The following is a 15,488-nucleotide window of genomic DNA, read 5'->3' on the forward strand; positions in this document are numbered from 1 at the left end:
CGTTTCGCGGGTGCATATGCTACAATATTGTCCACAGGTTTTCCCGGTTATTTGCCATAATTATCCTGAGAAAAGGTGAGTCAGATTCCAACCCAAGCTTTCAACGCCCACTTGAGTGACAGGGACGCCCTCCACTTGCTCGTGCAAACTCCTACCAACCTGTTCGCTTACTGGCAGCTGTCCGCCAGAAAAAAAAGAATGGTGCAGGAGCACTTCAATCGGGACTGGCTTATGCTAGAGCCGCTGCTGCGGTTCTATGAAATCGATGAACAGGCTGGATGCGAGCCGCCCTCCCTTCAAGCGTATGAGCTGCCGCTGCCGCAAGGAGATTCCTGTTTCCTAAGCGGCTTTGAACCCGGCTTGCGATACTTCGCAGAACTCGGCATTCGGAATGGACAGGGACAATTTCTTCCGCTTCTGCGTTCTAATCCGATTCAGACTCCCCATATACATACGCATCAAGTATTTCCATCCAACCTGACAGATCAAGTAACTTATCGGCCTGCGGCCGTTCCCTTACAGCTCCTGGCGCCTGAAGCCGATGAGCAATTCTCTGCCTACTCGGTGTACGTCCCCAAGCGTACGTACACGGCAGAAACCGAATTCGGAGGCGATTGCGATTGAGATCTGACGTACACGGTTATGTAGCTTTGCTTTTGCATGCCCATATCCCTTACGTTCGCCATGATGAAGCGACCGTCACTCTGGAAGAACGATGGTTTTTCGAAGCTGTTGCCGACAGCTATCTTCCCCTGATCGACATGATGGACCGGCTGCTCGAGGAGGGCGTGCCGTTCCGGATTACATTATCCCTGTCTCCGCCGCTGCTCGCCATGCTGGACGATCCGCGCATGCAGCGCCGGACGCGCAAGCATCTGGCTACGCTCTGCGAGCTGGCTCAGCGCGAGGTCATCCGGCTGTGGGGCCACGCCGACTTCGGCCCCGTGGCCCGAAGCTACGCCGACCGCTATCACCGGCATCTTGTCCTGTACGACCGCCTGCGGGGCGATCTCATCGGGAAATTCCGCAGCCTAAGCTTCTCAGGCTGCCTCGAGCTCATCACGTGCGCTGCGACGCATGCATTCTTGCCGCTGATCAAGCAAGACGCCGCGCTGCGCGCACAGCTGGAAGCCGCCGTCCGTGAATTCCGGCGGCATTTCGGGTCTCCTCCGGCCGGTATCTGGCTGCCGGAGTGCGGCTACACGCCTGCGGCGGAGCCCCACCTGAAGGCGCTCGGCTTGCGCTACTTCGTCGTCGACGCGCACGCGCACCCCGCCGCCGGGCAGGGGCTGCCGCTGCGCTCGCCAGGCGGCGCCTGCGTCTTCGCCCGGGACCATGAAGCCGGCGCTCAAGTATGGAGCGCCGAGTCCGGGTACCCGGGCGATGCCGACTATCGCGAGTACTACCGCGATATCGGCTTCGACCTCGGCCGCGACGGCGGGGCCGAGTGGGAGTACTTGAAGCCCTATGTGCTGCCGGACGGCGCACGCGTCCACACGGGCTTCAAGTACTACCGCGTCACCGGCAGCGGTGACGCCAAGGCGCCCTACCACCCGGCGCGGGCCGCGCAGAAAGCTCAGCTGCACGCTGAGCATTTCGTGGCCTCCCGGGTGGCGCAATTGAGCCGCATCGCCGACGGCGCGGTTCAGCCTCCGGTCATCGTATGTCCCTACGATGCCGAGCTGTTCGGCCACTGGTGGCATGAGGGCCACCAGTGGCTGGAAGCAGTGCTGCGCGGGTTCGCTGCGCAGCGCGATGCCGGTGTCGGCACCATCGAGATGACGACACTTGGCGGCTACGCCGCCGCTCATGCGCCGGCTGCGGCAGCGGTGCTGCCGGAGTCGAGCTGGGGCCGCGGCGGCTATGCCGAGGTCTGGCTGCAGCCGCGCAGCCAGTGGGTGCAGCCGCTGCTGCACGCGGCGGAGGACCGCATGGTGCTTGCCGCGCAGCGGCACCGCAAGCCCGAGCCGCTGCAGCTCCGCGCGCTCAATCAGGCCGTCCGCGAGCTCATGCTGGCCCAAAGCAGCGACTGGACGTTCATTCTGGACGCTGAGACGGTAACAAGCTATGCGGTGATGCGCATAAAGACTCATATTGATAATTTCCACAATCTGCTAAATTTAACGGAGGCTGAACAGGACTCGGCAGCTCGCGAGCTCTCTGAGCTTGTCATTGCACTGGAGAAGAAATCCCCTTTGCTGCCCGAGGTCGATTATCGCTGCTTTCAGCCCCCTTCCATACTTGCTCCATCCCCTTCCGCCTTGCCCGAAGGAGCGTCGCGTCTGCGGATTCTCATGCTTGCTTGGGAATATCCGCCCCGGGTCATCGGCGGGCTCGCCAGAGCCGTCTGCGGCTTATCCGAAGCGCTGGCGGCCGACGGTCACGACGTTCATGTCGTCACGTGCCTGGCGCCGGATTGCGCGCCCTATGAAGTGGCGGACGGCGTGCACGTCCACCGTGTGGAAGTGCTCTCCGCACCCGGAACGCTGCCTTTCTTGGACTGGGTGTTTCAAATGAACCTGGCTTTCACCGACACCATCCTGCGCTTGTCCGGGCAAGGCGTCCGGTTCGATATCGTGCATGCGCACGATTGGCTCGTGTACCATGCAGCTCAGGAATGCCGGGAGGCGCTCGGTGTGCCTCTGCTGGCAACCATCCACGCGACCGAAGCCGGACGGAACCAAGGCAAGCTGGATACTCCGGTACAGAAGCGTATTCATCAGCTCGAGCAGCAATTAACGGAAACCGCCGACCGTCTCATCGTCTGCAGTCAGGCGATGCAGCAGGAGGTGGCTCGACTGTTCCAGGTTCCATCCCATAAAGTGAATCTGATTCCCAATGGCGTCAAGCCGTTTCGGGTTACGGCCGCCGATCATCAAGGGGATAACCCGTCACTTGCTCAAGCGCTTTCTCTTGTGCCGGGGAATCCTCCGCAGCGCATACTGGCCTTCCTCGGAAGGCTCGTCTATGAGAAAGGCGTGCACATTCTCCTGGCTGCCATGAGTGATGTGCTGCATGCCGTCCCTGAGGCGAAGCTTATAATCGCCGGTGCGGGTCCGGAGCTGGGAGGGCTGCAGGAGCTGGCGGCTCCGCTTGGAGATGCCGTCGTATTCACAGGCTTCTTGGACGATAAGGACAAAGGACTGCTGCTGCACAGGGCGGAGCTCTGTATTTTTCCCAGCCTCTATGAGCCGTTCGGCCTTGTTGCACTCGAAGCGATGGCTAGCGGTACGCCTCTGATCGTATCGGATACGGGAGGTTTGTCCGAGATTGTGAAGCATGAAGTGACGGGGATCACCGTGTCTCCCGGCAATGCGGAGCTGCTGGCAGCGCAAATCGTCCGCCTCTTGCAGCATCCGTCCGAAGGCGTTCGGCTGGCTTCCGGCGCTTTGTTCGAGGTAACGAATCGTTACCGCTGGGAGCAGATTGCGGCCGTCACTTCCGGCATCTATTCGCAAATGAAAGGTTCCTGCGAACCATTATCAGGTATATTCCCGCATCAGAAGGAAATAATCAAATAATATGGGTAACTATACCAAATGAAAGCGCAACCGGTCGAAATTTTCAGATATTTTTCAAAGAATCATTGATTCCTTGGTAATTATTAGGTAACCTAGTGGCAGGCCTTTGCGTACATTCAGAGGGTGCGATTAAACAAACGAGTGGGGAAGTGATTGTATTGCCTAGACATCTGGTCATCGGAAACGGAAAATTTCTTATTAATCTCGATCAGCATTCCTACATGCGAGATCTGTACTATCCTTTCGTCGGCCAGCTTAACCATATTGGCGGCTATCAGTGCCGTGTAGGTATTTGGGTGGACGGTGACTTTGCCTGGCTGAATTCCCCGGAGTGGCAGTTTAAACTGGGTTATGTAGAAGATTCCCTGGTTACCGAAGTTACGGCAACGCATCCCGGACTTGGGATCACGCTGCTTATGAATGACGGCGTTCACCAGCGGGAAGATATTTACCTCAAAAGAATCCAAATCACGAATCATAAAAATACCGTGCGGGAAGTCCGGATGTTCTTCAACCAGGACCTGCTCATTAACGAGACGGAGGTCGGCGATACCGCTGCCTTCTACCCTTTGACCAATACGGTATTCCATTATAAAAAAGACCGGTATTTCATGTTCAACGGCAGCACCGGAACGGAAGGCATTTATCAGTATTCTACAGGGGTCAAAAGGTTCTATAATGCCGAAGGCACCTGGCGCGACGCGGAAGACGGACATCTCATGGGCAATGCCATCGCGCAGGGTTCCGTGGACAGCACCATCTCCTTTCGCTTGTTCGTCCCTCCTAACGCCAACCAAACGATGTACTATTGGATGGGCGCCGGCAAAACGCTGGAGGAAGTCAAGAAGCTCGATGCCTACGTCAAAGACAGCCACCCCGGCAAGCTGCTGGACCGTGTAACCGTCTACTGGCAGCGTTGGGCCAACAAGATCGAGCGGGACTACGGCGATTTGAACGGAGACGTACAGCGCCTCTTCAAACAGAGCCTTCTGCTCGTCCGTACGCAGACCGATGTGAACGGCGCGATCATCGCCGCCAACGATTCGGACATTATGCAGAGCAATCGCGATCATTACAGCTATATGTGGCCTCGGGACGGCGCTTTAATCGCCTACTCCATGTCCATGGCCGGCTACCAAGGGATGATCATTCCCTTCTTCAACTTCTGTGCGAACGTGCTGTCACCCGAAGGTTACTTGCATCATAAATACAATCCGGACGGCACCGTAGGCTCCAGTTGGCACCCGTACATTCATTCGGGACGCGTTCAGCTGCCAATCCAGGAGGACGAAACCGCGCTTGTGCTGTTCGCGCTATGGGCCGACTTTCAGAAAAACGGCAGCCTAGAGTTCGCGCAGTCGCTCTACCGCAACCTCATCCGCCGGGCGGCCAGATTCATGTCCACATACATCGATCAGGAGCTGAACTTGCCGAAGCCGAGCTATGATCTATGGGAAGAGCGTTACGGCATCTATACATTTACCGCGTCAGCCGTCTATGGCGGACTGATCGCCGCTTCCAACTTCAGCAATTTGTTCGGCGATGAGGAGCGGAGCAACCGCTATAAGCATACGGCGGAGAAAATTAAAGCCGGCATCCTCAAGCATCTGTGGGACGAGAACGAAGGCCGCTTCGTTCGCGGCTTATATATGGAGGACGGCGTATGGGTCAAAGACATGACGCTCGAAAGCTCCGTCTACGGCATCTTCGAATTCGGGGTGCTGCCTGCGGATGATGAGCGCGTCGTTGGCACGATGAAAGCGAATAAAGCCGGACTGTCCATCAAAACCGATATCGGCGGCATTGCCCGCTATCATCATGACTACTACTTCCAACGCTCCACCGATATCGAGAATGTGCCAGGCAACCCCTGGATCATCTGTACGCTCTGGATCGCAGAGTGGGAAATCGAATACGCCAAATCGCTCGCCGATCTCGAAGCGCCGCGCCAAACGCTGGAATGGGTCGTGAAGCATGCCATGGAGAGCGGCGTGCTTTCCGAGCAGCTGGACCCTTTCAACGGGGATCCGGTGTCGGTCGCTCCGCTTACATGGTCGCATGCGACGTACGTGCTGGCGGTTGTCAAATATTTGAACAAGTATAAGCAGCTCGCAGGAAAATCGTAACATGACCAAATAGGAATAGCCGCAGGGTTCGTCATTTGATTCTAGATCAAGTGCCAGCCCTGCGGTTTCTTGTTTATTGAGCTTGCGCTCACCCTACTCCAGCGAATATTCGCCCTCATACGTCGGAGCGTCCCACAGCTCCTCCAACTCGGCTAGATCACTTAAGGCCATTCTGATTAACCACCCTTTGTCATAAGGCGATTCGATCAGCATCATTGTCGCTCGTTCCAGCAGCATATTCACAGCGGTCACTTCTCCGGACAGCGGTGCGAGCAAGTCCATCTCGTCCTCAGCCGTTTCCATGGAGCCGAGGAAATCTCCCTGTCCCAGTACCGCACCGCGCTCCGGAAGCTCAATGAACAGAATCATCCCCCATTCGATCAATCCGAGTTCCGTCAGTCCGATGACAGCCTCATTTCCATCCTGACGAATCCAATAATGGTCCCTTGTATAGCGCAGTTGCGCAGGTACGGTCATATGCCTTCGTTCTCCTTCTGACGAAGAAAAGCTCCCCCGCCCGCATTCGCATGCCAGCTAAGAGGAGCTTCTCTATGTATGAAAAGCTTATTTTACGACAAGGTTTTTGTCGCCTGGTTTCCAGTTCATTGGGCACAATCCGCCGGATTGCAGAGCTTGAAGAACGCGAAGTGTTTCTTCCACGCTGCGGCCTACGTCGTTGTGGTTAACAACTTCGTATTTCAATTCGCCTTCTGGATCGATGATGAACAGACCGCGCAGCGCGATACCTTCTTCTTCGATCAGAACGCCGTAGTCGCGTGCAACGGATTTCGTGATGTCAGCAGCAAGCGGGAATGCCAATTGGCCAAGACCGTTGTCGTTGACTGGTGTATTGATCCATGCTTTGTGCGTGTGGATGCTGTCGATGGACACGCCAAGAATTTCAGTGTCCAGCTCTTTGAATTGATCAGCAGCTTGACTAAGCGCTGTGATTTCTGTAGGACATACGAATGTAAAGTCAAGCGGGTAGAAGAACAATACTAACCATTTGCCTTTGTAGTCGGACAAAGATGCTTTGCCAAATCCTTTACCGTCACCGGTAGCTGTCTCCATTGTAAAGTCTGGAGCTTGTTTACCAACTAAACGCTCTGCCATGTGTATAATTCCTCCTCAAATCTATCTTATTCGTATAAAATGGTATCATCCGAATAGGTGAAAGTCAATAATTAGAGACCATATTAATTAATAATTATTTTAATATATGAAAGCTCTATGAACGTGCATGATTCAGCTGCTTTTTCACCTGAGCAACCTCACTCCATCGTCACTCCGCGACCTCCGCTATCACCACTATCCCCTCTCGTCAGGAGAACTGTCGTAACTGCGATTCCTCGCTATCTCACTCTGCCTGACTCATGACACGGTCGCTGAGTACCAGCCCGCCCCATTCTATATGAAATTTCATATAGAATCTTCGCAATAAGGGTAAAAAGCAGCAATTGTATATGAAAAATAGCTTACAATCAGCCTTCAGCGTAATTTACGGCAGCCGGCCTACCCCACTGTCACTCCGCGACCTCCGCTATCGCCACTATCCCCTCTCGTCAGGAGCACTGTCGTAACTGCGACGGCTATTCTACTCGAAAAATCATACAGATTAGCAGCGGCTGGCCTACCCCACTGTCATTTCGCGACCGCTACTATCACCACTATCCCCTCTCATCAGGAGTACTTACGAGTCGATGTCCTGCCAGCACGCCAGTGCCTCGTTCACCGGTAGCACGCTCGCCCACCGCCGGAACTCCGCCTCCCCACTCGCCTTCGGCACCCTCGCCCACCGCCGCACTTGCACCTACGCCGTCTACGAGCTCCAGCTCAGCAAGCAAAAACAAAAAAGCTTGCCCGCTAGTTCAGCAGGCAAGCTCTCTTCCTTATTTACGCATAGCGTCAACGATCAGTTGGCCCATAGCCAACGTACCGATCGCTTTACTCTTATCAACGGCGATGTCGCCTGTGCGGTGACCCGCATCCAGCACTTCCTTCACGGCGCGCTCGATGGAATCCGCAGCGTCGTGGTAACCGAACGTCAAGCGGAACATCAGAGCAACGGAAAGAATCGTTGCGATCGGGTTGGAGATGCCTTGACCCGCGATATCAGGGGCAGAGCCATGCACCGGCTCGTACAAGCCGAAGCTGCCTTCGCCCAGGGAAGCGGACGCCAGCATGCCGATCGAGCCTGTCAGCATCGCTGCTTCGTCGCTCAGGATGTCGCCGAACATGTTCTCCGTCACGATGACGTCGAAGGAAGACGGACGGCGCAGCAATTGCATCGCGCAGTTGTCGACGAGCACGTGCTCAAGCTCAACATCCGGATAGTCAACCGCTACACGGTTAACCACTTCACGCCACAGGCGGGATGTTTCCAAGACGTTCGCCTTGTCGACGGAAGCCAGCTTCTTGCGGCGAGTGCGCGCGATGTCGAACGCTTGACGGGCGATACGCTCAACTTCGTTCACGTTGTATGTGCAAGTGTCGACGGCTTCTTGACCGTTCGCAGACTCACGGCGGAATTTCTCACCGAAGTAGATGCCTCCGGTCAATTCACGAACAACAATCAAATCCGTGCCTTCGAGAACTTCAGGCTTAAGCGTGGAAGCTTCTTTCAAGCAGTCGAAAATGAAAGCCGGGCGAATGTTGGAGAACAAACCAAGCGCTTTACGAATACCAAGAAGTCCTGTCTCCGGGCGAGTTTCTTTCGGGTTGTTGTCCCACTTAGGTCCGCCTACAGCACCTAGAAGAACAGCGTCTGCGGATTGGCAAACCTTCAATGTTTCTTCCGGAAGCGGTGTGCCTGTTTGATCGATGGCGATTCCGCCGAATAACGCATGTTCCGTTTCAAATTGATAACCGAAAAGCTCTTCGGTACGTTTCAACACTTTTTCCGCTTCTGCAACGACTTCTGGACCAATACCGTCTCCAGCGATGACGGCGATTTTCTTCACATCTGCCATGACTGTCATTCACTCCTTCAATTAGTAAAGCTGCTAGATCAGCATCTCTATCGACTATATGATGCTCTCATTGTAACATAAGATTGCCTTGGTCATTAGATATAAAAGCTATTGCTTTAATAGGTACCACCTATAAGAATAAGCATAAGGAGCTGAAGTCCCGCCACCAGTTCTTAAGACCTAGCTATAATCCGATCATTTTCTACCCTGCTCCTTATCCTCTTCTCCTTACTAAATTCCACCGAATCCGTAAAATATACAAATAGATGCATAACTAGGAGGTCTACCATGAAAAAATTCACTCAAATATCAACTGTATTGCTCGCGGCGAGCGTCCTGCTTGCAGGCTGCGGCGGCGGCGAGAAAGCGGCAGACAGCGCAGCGGCAACAGCTGCAGCCGGCGGTTCCAAAGAGAAAGTCAAGCTCTCCATCTGGCATAACTGGTCCGGTCAAGATGCGAAAGCGATCGCGATGCGCAAAATTCTCGACGACTTCAAAGCGCAAAACACCGATATCGAGCTCGAGGTTGAAGGACTTCCGACAGACGGTTTGAAAACCCGTTTGAAAACGGTAGCCGCGGCAAACGAAATGCCGGACCTGTTCGTGATGTGGCCGGATGCGATGACGAAGGAATTCGTTAGCGGAGACCTGCTGCAGCCGATCAATGAATTCCTGGACAGCAAGCCGGAGTGGAAAAACAACTTCATTCCGAACGCGCTGGACGGCTATACCGTTGACGGTAAAGTGTACTCCGTTCCGATGAACTTATCGCCGACTTCTTTCATTTATTACAACAAAGCGCTCTTCGATCAATATAAGGTACAAGTGCCAAAAACGTGGGACGAGCTTAACGCGGCGATCAAAACGTTCAACGACAACAAAATCATCCCGATCGCGCTTGGCAACAAAGCCAACTGGGCGGTTCAATCCACGATCTTCAGTGCGATTGCCGACCGGACGACAGGCACGGACTGGTTCCTGAAAGCGGCGAAGCAAGATGGCGCCAAATTCACCGATCCGGAATTCATCCAATCCTTGAATACGCTCAAATCGCTCAGCGACAACAAAGCGTTCCAAGACGGCTTCAACAGCATCGATCAAAATCAGATGAGACAGCTGTACTTCCAAGGCAAAGCCGCTATGTTCATCGACGGCGGTTGGGCGATGGCCGACGTTGTGCAGAACACACCGAAAGATGTACTTGCGAACACGCACATCGCGCTGCTGCCTCCGGTTAACGGCGGTAAGGGCGAAGCTCAAACAACGTCCGGCGTCGTCGGAACAGGCCTTGGCGTCAGCAAGAAGCTGACAGGCGCGAAGAAAGACGCTGCGCTTAAGCTGTTCTATGCTCTATCCGGACCGGAAGGCCAGCAAGCAACGCTTAACAGCTCTACGCTCGTGAGCTACAAGATCGATCTGGACCCAAGCAAAGCGCATCCGCTCTTCGTTGAGTTGAACGAACTGATGAAAACGACGAAAATCACGCCAGTTTACGATTCCAAATTGAGTTCAGCGACCGTTGAAGTCATCAATAACAGCTTGCAAGAGCTGCTGATGGGCGGTAACGCCGAAGCGATCGCGAAGAAGATTCAAGATTCGCAAGCAAGCGCAGTCGGTAAATAAACACTTATACTAAAAATATCCAGCCCTCCACATCTGTGGCAGGGCTAGATACTTTCACATGCAAAGGAAGTGAGCATAATGAATGCATCCTATGTCCGCAGGTTCGTTATACTAAGTCTTGCGCCTGCCATTTTAATCTATGCTTTATTCGTATTCGTCCCCGTCATCTGGTCCTCGTACTACAGCTTTTTTGACTGGAAAGGAATCGGAGCGGCGAAATTTATCGGTCTGAAAAACTATGTGGAGATCATCCACGATCCGATTTTCTGGAGATCATTGAAAAATAACTTTATTTTCTTGATCGTATCCGTCTTCGGCCAGCTTCCTATCGCGCTTATACTGGCTATTCTGCTTCATAAAAGCAATGCGCTGCAAAGGTTCATCCGCTCGGCCGTATTCGTTCCAATGGTCCTCTCCTCCGTCGTCATCGGGATGATCTGGCAGTACATTTATCACCCGCAAATCGGCATCCTGAACTTCCTGCTCGACAAGCTGGGATTGTCTAGCTGGAAGCTGCAGTGGCTGTCGGATTCGAAAATCGCCATCTTCGCGCTAGCGCCTCCGCTCATCTGGAGCTTCGTAGGACTATATCTCATTATTTTCATTTCCGCTTTCCAAAACATTCCCGGCGAAATTCACGATGCCGCTCAAATCGACGGCGCTGAGGGAGCCCGCAAAATGTTCTCGATCACGCTGCCTATGATCTGGACGACCGTGCAAATCGCCATCATTCTATGTATCTCCGGCAGCTTGAAATCCTTCGATCTCGTTTATGTGATGACCAAGGGCGGTCCTGCTCACGCGACCGAGCTGCTCGCAACGTATATGTATAACTCGACGTTCTCCTCTTACCGTTACGGCTTCGGAAGTGCGATCTCTACGTCAATCGTCCTCATCAGCTTGATCTTCATCGGCTTAAGCCAATGGATTACCAGCCGCAAATCGAAAGCATAATGAAAGGAGGAACGCGCGCATGCAACCTATTGCCGCACAACCTGTACAAGCAAGATCATCCAAAACAGCCTTGTCATTCGGGCTGATCAAGCAAGGCGTGCTGTGGACCTTTTTAACCATCTACGCCGTTCTAACGTTATTTCCATTGCTCTGGCTCATCATTTCCTCTTTCAAGACGACAGGGGAATTCTTCAACAGTCCGTTCGGGCTTCCGACTTCCTGGCAATTCGCCAACTACGCTACAGCCTGGAAATCGTCCAAAATGGGGACGGCCTTCCTAAACTCCGTCATTGTTTCCCTGGTATCGCTGGCACTTACTTTATTCGTCAGCTCCCTGGCCGCCTATGTGCTTGCCAGACTGAAGTTCCGTTTCAAAGGCCTCATTCTGACGTTCTTCGTGATCGGGATGCTGATTCCGATTCACAGCACGCTGGTTCCGCTCTTCATTCTGCTGAAGCAGGTTGGCCTGCTGAACTCGTACTGGGCACTTATTCTGCCTTATACCGCCTTCGCTCTGCCAACGGCGATCTTCGTACTGACGGCTTACCTGTCCTCGGTGCCCAAAGAGATCGAAGAAGCCGCCTATATTGACGGCACACGGCTTTGGGGTGTATTCTGGCGCATAATGCTGCCAATTTCACTACCGGCTCTATCAACTGTTATCATCTTGAGCTTTCTGCATTTCTGGAACGACTTTTCGTTCGCGCTCGTTTTCATTTCCAAAAGCAGCATGAAAACATTGCCGCTGAGCATCGCCAACTTTGCTGACGGCTATCAAACCGATTACGGCTTGACGCTTGCCGCCATGACAATTGCCGTTATTCCGACCATCGCCGTCTACTTGGGCTTCCAAGAGCAGGTGATGAAAGGCATGACCGCCGGCGCCGTGAAAGGCTAATTCGGATCGAAACACACAGCTAAGGAGGTCAATAGCGTTATGGTCAAATGGTTCGGCGATTCGCTGAGAAGCAAACTATCCGTCATTATGCTCATGACGACATTGATCCCTTTGCTGTTCCTCGGTACGTTCGCCTTCGTCATCTCCTCCAACATTACGGAGGAGAAGGCCCAGCAGGCGGGCCTGGACACACTGGCGCAGATGGACGCCAAATTCCGTTTCATTTTGCAGGATGTGGAGAACATGTCGCTCTTCCTCATCGGACAAAGCGAAGTTCAGGCGTATATGAATAGACCGGACGAAACGGCCAAAATCAAAATTTTAGGCCTCATGACCAATCTCGTTTACTCCAAGGATTACATTTCAAACATTACGATCTTTTCAAACAATCCGAATGCAAGCGACCCTCTCTCCACGTCGACGATTTACAAAACGAACATGCTTGAAATGGTCGATATCGGTCAGATCAAGGATAAAACGTGGACGAATCTGTATCATATCCAAAATTATTTAGGCGATCGGCGGGTGTTTTCCTTCATTCGTCCTTACCGCAGCTATAACAATTATCAAACGCTGGGATGGCTCTCGATTACGCTCGACGAGCAGGTGCTGTCCCGCATCTGGTCCGAACCGAAGCTGGCCGAAGGCCACGGGCAGGTAGCGCTGCTCAACACACGCAATGACATTATGTCGGCGACCGACAAGAGCTGGCTTACCCTGCCTGTCGAGTCGATCTTCCCCGGCGTCAGCAAGAACATCCAAGCGAAGCCTTCCGGCGAGTGGACCTACGGCCAAGGGAAGGACAAGCAGAATGTGCTGTATTACCGGGAGCCTTCCATCGGATGGACGCTGCTCGGTATCATCCCCTCTCAGCTCTATCGCGCACAAAACAGGTATATTTTGCAGCTATCCGGCATCGCCGTCGTGCTGGCTGTGCTGACGAACGTTGTGCTGACATTGTTCGTGATTCAACGGGTGACGAATCCGCTTCGCGTTCTAACACGTCTGCTCAGCAAAATTAATCCCAACGAGCCCCTGCCGCAATATGCAGCGGATTCGCGGGATGAAATCGGAAGGCTCGCACAGAGCTACAATATGCTGGGCACGCATATCGAAGCGCTCAAGAAGCAGCTCATTCATGAGGAGACGCGCAAAAAGGAAGCGGACATGCGAGCGCTGCAGGCGCAAATCAATCCGCATTTTCTGTACAATACGCTGTCGTCCATTCATTGGATCGCACTGCTCGCTGAGGAGGAACGCATTGCCGAGATGGTCGGGGCATTGAGCGACTTCCTGCGGTTCAGCTTGAACAAAGGCAAGGAATACTGCACCGTCGCTCAAGAGATCGCCCATATTCGGAATTATGTCCTCGTGCAGTCGATTCGCTTCCCCGATGAATTCGAGGTTGCCTACACCGTCGACGCTGCGCTGAATAACACCTATATGCTGAAGCTGCTGCTTCAACCGCTGGTGGAGAATGCGATGATTCATGGCATTCAGAAGAAAGAGGTCAAGGGCAACATAGCCATCTATATCGAGCAAAAAGGATCTATGATCCATTTCAAAGTTATGGATGACGGCATCGGGATGACCGAGGAGCAGCTGAACGCAGTCCGGGCCAGCTTGAATCCGCAGCATGGCCTGCCTGCAGCCGATGCAAGCTACGGTATGCGCAATGTGCATGAACGGCTGCAGCTGCATTATGGACCTGAATCCGGCCTGACGGTCGAGAGCAAATGGCAAGCGGGCACCTGCGTTTCATTTGTCATACCAATATTGGAGGAACGCCATGAGAATCATGATCGTTGACGATGAAGTCATCATTCGTACGGGACTTGCGAAAGTCATCAAATGGAAAGAGATCGGGATCGATTTGCTGGCACCGGCCGCCTCGGCGGAAGAAGCGCTGCGGCGTATGCCGGAGGAGCATCCTCATATTCTGTTGACCGACATTCGCATGAAGCATATGAACGGTCTGGAGCTTGCCGCCAAGGCCAAAGAACTGCTGCCGGAAATCGAAACGATCATTCTCTCGGGCTATGACGATTTCGTCTATATGCAGCAGGCGATCAGGCAGGGCGTCAGCGACTATTTGCTGAAATCCAGCCGTCCCGAAGAAATCATGAAGACCGTGCTCAAGGTCAAGCAGAGCATTGAACAGAAGTGGAAGCACCATAACCAAGATCAGTACAAAAATAAAGAGATCCGCAACCGGCTATTCGAACAGCTGGTGATTGAAGGCGCGACGGCAGCTATGGATGCCAATCTGTTATCCGAATATTTGCCGCGCTTACTTCCTCAACCGGATGCAGAGGGCAGCCTCTTTCACGTCTGCATGGTGACCGCGGAAGGCTGGGATGAGTCGGCGGCTGCGACCTCTCTGCTCTTATTCGCCGTAGATAATATGCTGCATGAGCTGATCCGCTGCGAGACTTTGATTCACAAGCAGCGGATTGTTGTCGCTATGCAGCAGAAAGCCGGCTCCGAGGCTTACGCTCCTCCTCAGGCGGCGCTGGACAAAATTGAGCGGCTGCTCAAATGCAAAGTATGCCTCTCGATCGGAAAGCCGGTTCATCGGGCTGAAGATTTGCATGAATCTTATACAGCAGCTGAATATGCCCATAGCTATAAACCGCTTTTGGAGACATCCATCCTGGATTATTCGGATATTGTCGTTCGCAAAGGAGGCAAGACGGTCTGTTCCCATGAGGAGGAACGGGAGCTTTCCGCCATTCTGCTCGAGAACGACTCCATTGCACTGAAAAACTGGGTGCACCGGTATATGCAGCCGGAGCTGGAAGATCCGCAGATGACGATCGAATCCCTGGAGTCCTTGACCCGCTCCGCCGCGCTATCGGCGCATCGCTGGCTCGAGCGCGTGATGGCCGCTACTGGGCGCACCGGCAGCATCGAGGAACAGGTGGGTCCGCTCGTCCTGCACCGCGGCACCGGGCTGAAAGACGTGCTGTTCCAGCACCTGCTCGCCCTCATGGAGCTCTACCACCATAGGCTTGGGGAAGGCCAAGCGACGCATACCCAGAAAGCGATGGCTTACATCCAGCAAAATTTGGGCAAAGACGTGAGTCTGCAGCAGGTCGCCAAATTCGTTCATCTGCATCCGAACCATTTGAGCGAAGTGTTCAAGAAGGAAGCCGGCATTACCTTCGGCGACTATGTGACCCGGCAGAAAATCAACCGGGCGATGGAAATTCTCGCGGTATCCCCGGCCAAAGTCGCCGAAGTTGCGGGCGCGGTAGGATTCGAGGATATCAAGTATTTCAGTCAAGTGTTCAAAAAGTTCACGGGGAAAACGCCAAGCGAATTCAGGGAGGAAGCTGTCAAACAGGTTAAGCTGACTCCTCTATCATAAGGCACCAACAATCAAGGGAGAGAACAA

12 protein-coding genes are annotated in these 15,488 nt (G+C 53.6%); 8 read left to right on the plus strand and 4 right to left on the minus strand.

Annotated elements, in window-relative coordinates; all coding sequences use genetic code 11:
* Window positions 1-75 precede the first annotated feature (75 nt).
* The 3 genes from PUT07_RS05170 to PUT07_RS05180 all read left to right on the plus strand — a co-directional run bounded on the left by PUT07_RS05170 (window position 76) and on the right by PUT07_RS05180 (window position 5,647).
* A complete protein-coding gene (locus PUT07_RS05170; RefSeq protein WP_274466732.1) occupies window positions 76-624 on the plus strand; it encodes a DUF4912 domain-containing protein in 549 nt (182 codons plus the stop codon).
* On the plus strand, window positions 621-3,521 hold the full coding sequence (locus tag PUT07_RS05175) for a 1,4-alpha-glucan branching protein domain-containing protein (RefSeq protein ID WP_274466733.1): 2,901 nt from the start codon (window positions 621-623) through the stop codon (window positions 3,519-3,521). The genes PUT07_RS05170 and PUT07_RS05175 overlap by 4 nt, the downstream gene beginning before the upstream one ends.
* A gap of 158 nt (window positions 3,522-3,679) precedes the next feature.
* Complete coding sequence (locus PUT07_RS05180) at window positions 3,680-5,647, plus strand: glycoside hydrolase family 15 protein (RefSeq protein ID WP_274466735.1); 1,968 nt, start codon at window positions 3,680-3,682, stop codon at window positions 5,645-5,647.
* Window positions 5,648-5,740: 93 nt separating this feature from the next.
* Here PUT07_RS05180 and PUT07_RS05185 read toward each other — a convergent pair whose 3' ends face one another.
* The 4 genes from PUT07_RS05185 to leuB all read right to left on the minus strand — a co-directional run bounded on the left by PUT07_RS05185 (window position 5,741) and on the right by leuB (window position 8,616).
* Window positions 5,741-6,124, minus strand: coding sequence for a glycine cleavage system protein H (locus tag PUT07_RS05185; protein ID WP_274466736.1), 384 nt, complete (start codon window positions 6,122-6,124; stop codon window positions 5,741-5,743).
* Window positions 6,125-6,211: 87 nt separating this feature from the next.
* Window positions 6,212-6,760: a peroxiredoxin gene (locus PUT07_RS05190; RefSeq protein ID WP_274466737.1), complete on the minus strand. Its 549-nt coding sequence runs from the start codon at window positions 6,758-6,760 to the stop codon at window positions 6,212-6,214.
* Window positions 6,761-7,314: 554 nt separating this feature from the next.
* Complete coding sequence (locus tag PUT07_RS05195) at window positions 7,315-7,497, minus strand: hypothetical protein (protein WP_274466739.1); 183 nt, start codon at window positions 7,495-7,497, stop codon at window positions 7,315-7,317.
* A 39-nt stretch (window positions 7,498-7,536) separates the two neighbouring features.
* On the minus strand, window positions 7,537-8,616 hold the full coding sequence (leuB, locus tag PUT07_RS05200; RefSeq protein ID WP_274466740.1) for a 3-isopropylmalate dehydrogenase: 1,080 nt from the start codon (window positions 8,614-8,616) through the stop codon (window positions 7,537-7,539).
* A gap of 288 nt (window positions 8,617-8,904) precedes the next feature.
* On the opposite strand from leuB, the gene PUT07_RS05205 reads away from it, so the two are divergent.
* From PUT07_RS05205 to PUT07_RS05225, 5 genes are all read left to right on the plus strand, one after another.
* A complete protein-coding gene (locus PUT07_RS05205; RefSeq protein ID WP_274466741.1) occupies window positions 8,905-10,239 on the plus strand; it encodes an extracellular solute-binding protein in 1,335 nt (444 codons plus the stop codon).
* Window positions 10,240-10,317: 78 nt separating this feature from the next.
* The gene (locus PUT07_RS05210) at window positions 10,318-11,193 is read left to right on the plus strand and encodes a carbohydrate ABC transporter permease (RefSeq protein WP_274466742.1); all 876 of its coding nucleotides are present in this window, start codon (window positions 10,318-10,320) and stop codon (window positions 11,191-11,193) included.
* Window positions 11,194-11,212: 19 nt separating this feature from the next.
* The gene (locus PUT07_RS05215; protein WP_274466744.1) at window positions 11,213-12,091 is read left to right on the plus strand and encodes a carbohydrate ABC transporter permease; all 879 of its coding nucleotides are present in this window, start codon (window positions 11,213-11,215) and stop codon (window positions 12,089-12,091) included.
* A gap of 39 nt (window positions 12,092-12,130) precedes the next feature.
* Window positions 12,131-13,900, plus strand: coding sequence for a sensor histidine kinase (locus PUT07_RS05220; protein ID WP_274466745.1), 1,770 nt, complete (start codon window positions 12,131-12,133; stop codon window positions 13,898-13,900).
* A complete protein-coding gene (locus tag PUT07_RS05225) occupies window positions 13,881-15,461 on the plus strand; it encodes a response regulator (protein ID WP_274466747.1) in 1,581 nt (526 codons plus the stop codon). Before PUT07_RS05220 ends, PUT07_RS05225 begins: the two co-directional genes overlap by 20 nt.
* Window positions 15,462-15,488 lie beyond the last annotated feature (27 nt).

The organism is Paenibacillus sp. MAHUQ-63 (assembly GCF_028765165.1).
Taxonomy (GTDB): Bacteria; Bacillota; Bacilli; order Paenibacillales; family NBRC-103111; genus Paenibacillus_E.

Excerpts from the sequence above, each read along its gene's own strand:
- PUT07_RS05215 (WP_274466744.1), top strand. The coding sequence starts at position 11,213 with ATGCAACCTATTGCCGCACAACCTGTACAAGCAAGATCATCCAAAACA.
- PUT07_RS05220 (WP_274466745.1), top strand. The coding sequence starts at position 12,131 with ATGGTCAAATGGTTCGGCGATTCGCTGAGAAGCAAACTATCCGTCATT.
- PUT07_RS05190 (WP_274466737.1), bottom strand. The coding sequence starts at position 6,760 with ATGGCAGAGCGTTTAGTTGGTAAACAAGCTCCAGACTTTACAATGGAG.
- PUT07_RS05210 (WP_274466742.1), top strand. The coding sequence starts at position 10,318 with ATGAATGCATCCTATGTCCGCAGGTTCGTTATACTAAGTCTTGCGCCT.
- PUT07_RS05205 (WP_274466741.1), top strand. The coding sequence starts at position 8,905 with ATGAAAAAATTCACTCAAATATCAACTGTATTGCTCGCGGCGAGCGTC.
- PUT07_RS05185 (WP_274466736.1), bottom strand. The coding sequence starts at position 6,124 with ATGACCGTACCTGCGCAACTGCGCTATACAAGGGACCATTATTGGATT.
- leuB (WP_274466740.1), bottom strand. The coding sequence starts at position 8,616 with ATGGCAGATGTGAAGAAAATCGCCGTCATCGCTGGAGACGGTATTGGT.
- PUT07_RS05225 (WP_274466747.1), top strand. The coding sequence starts at position 13,881 with ATGAGAATCATGATCGTTGACGATGAAGTCATCATTCGTACGGGACTT.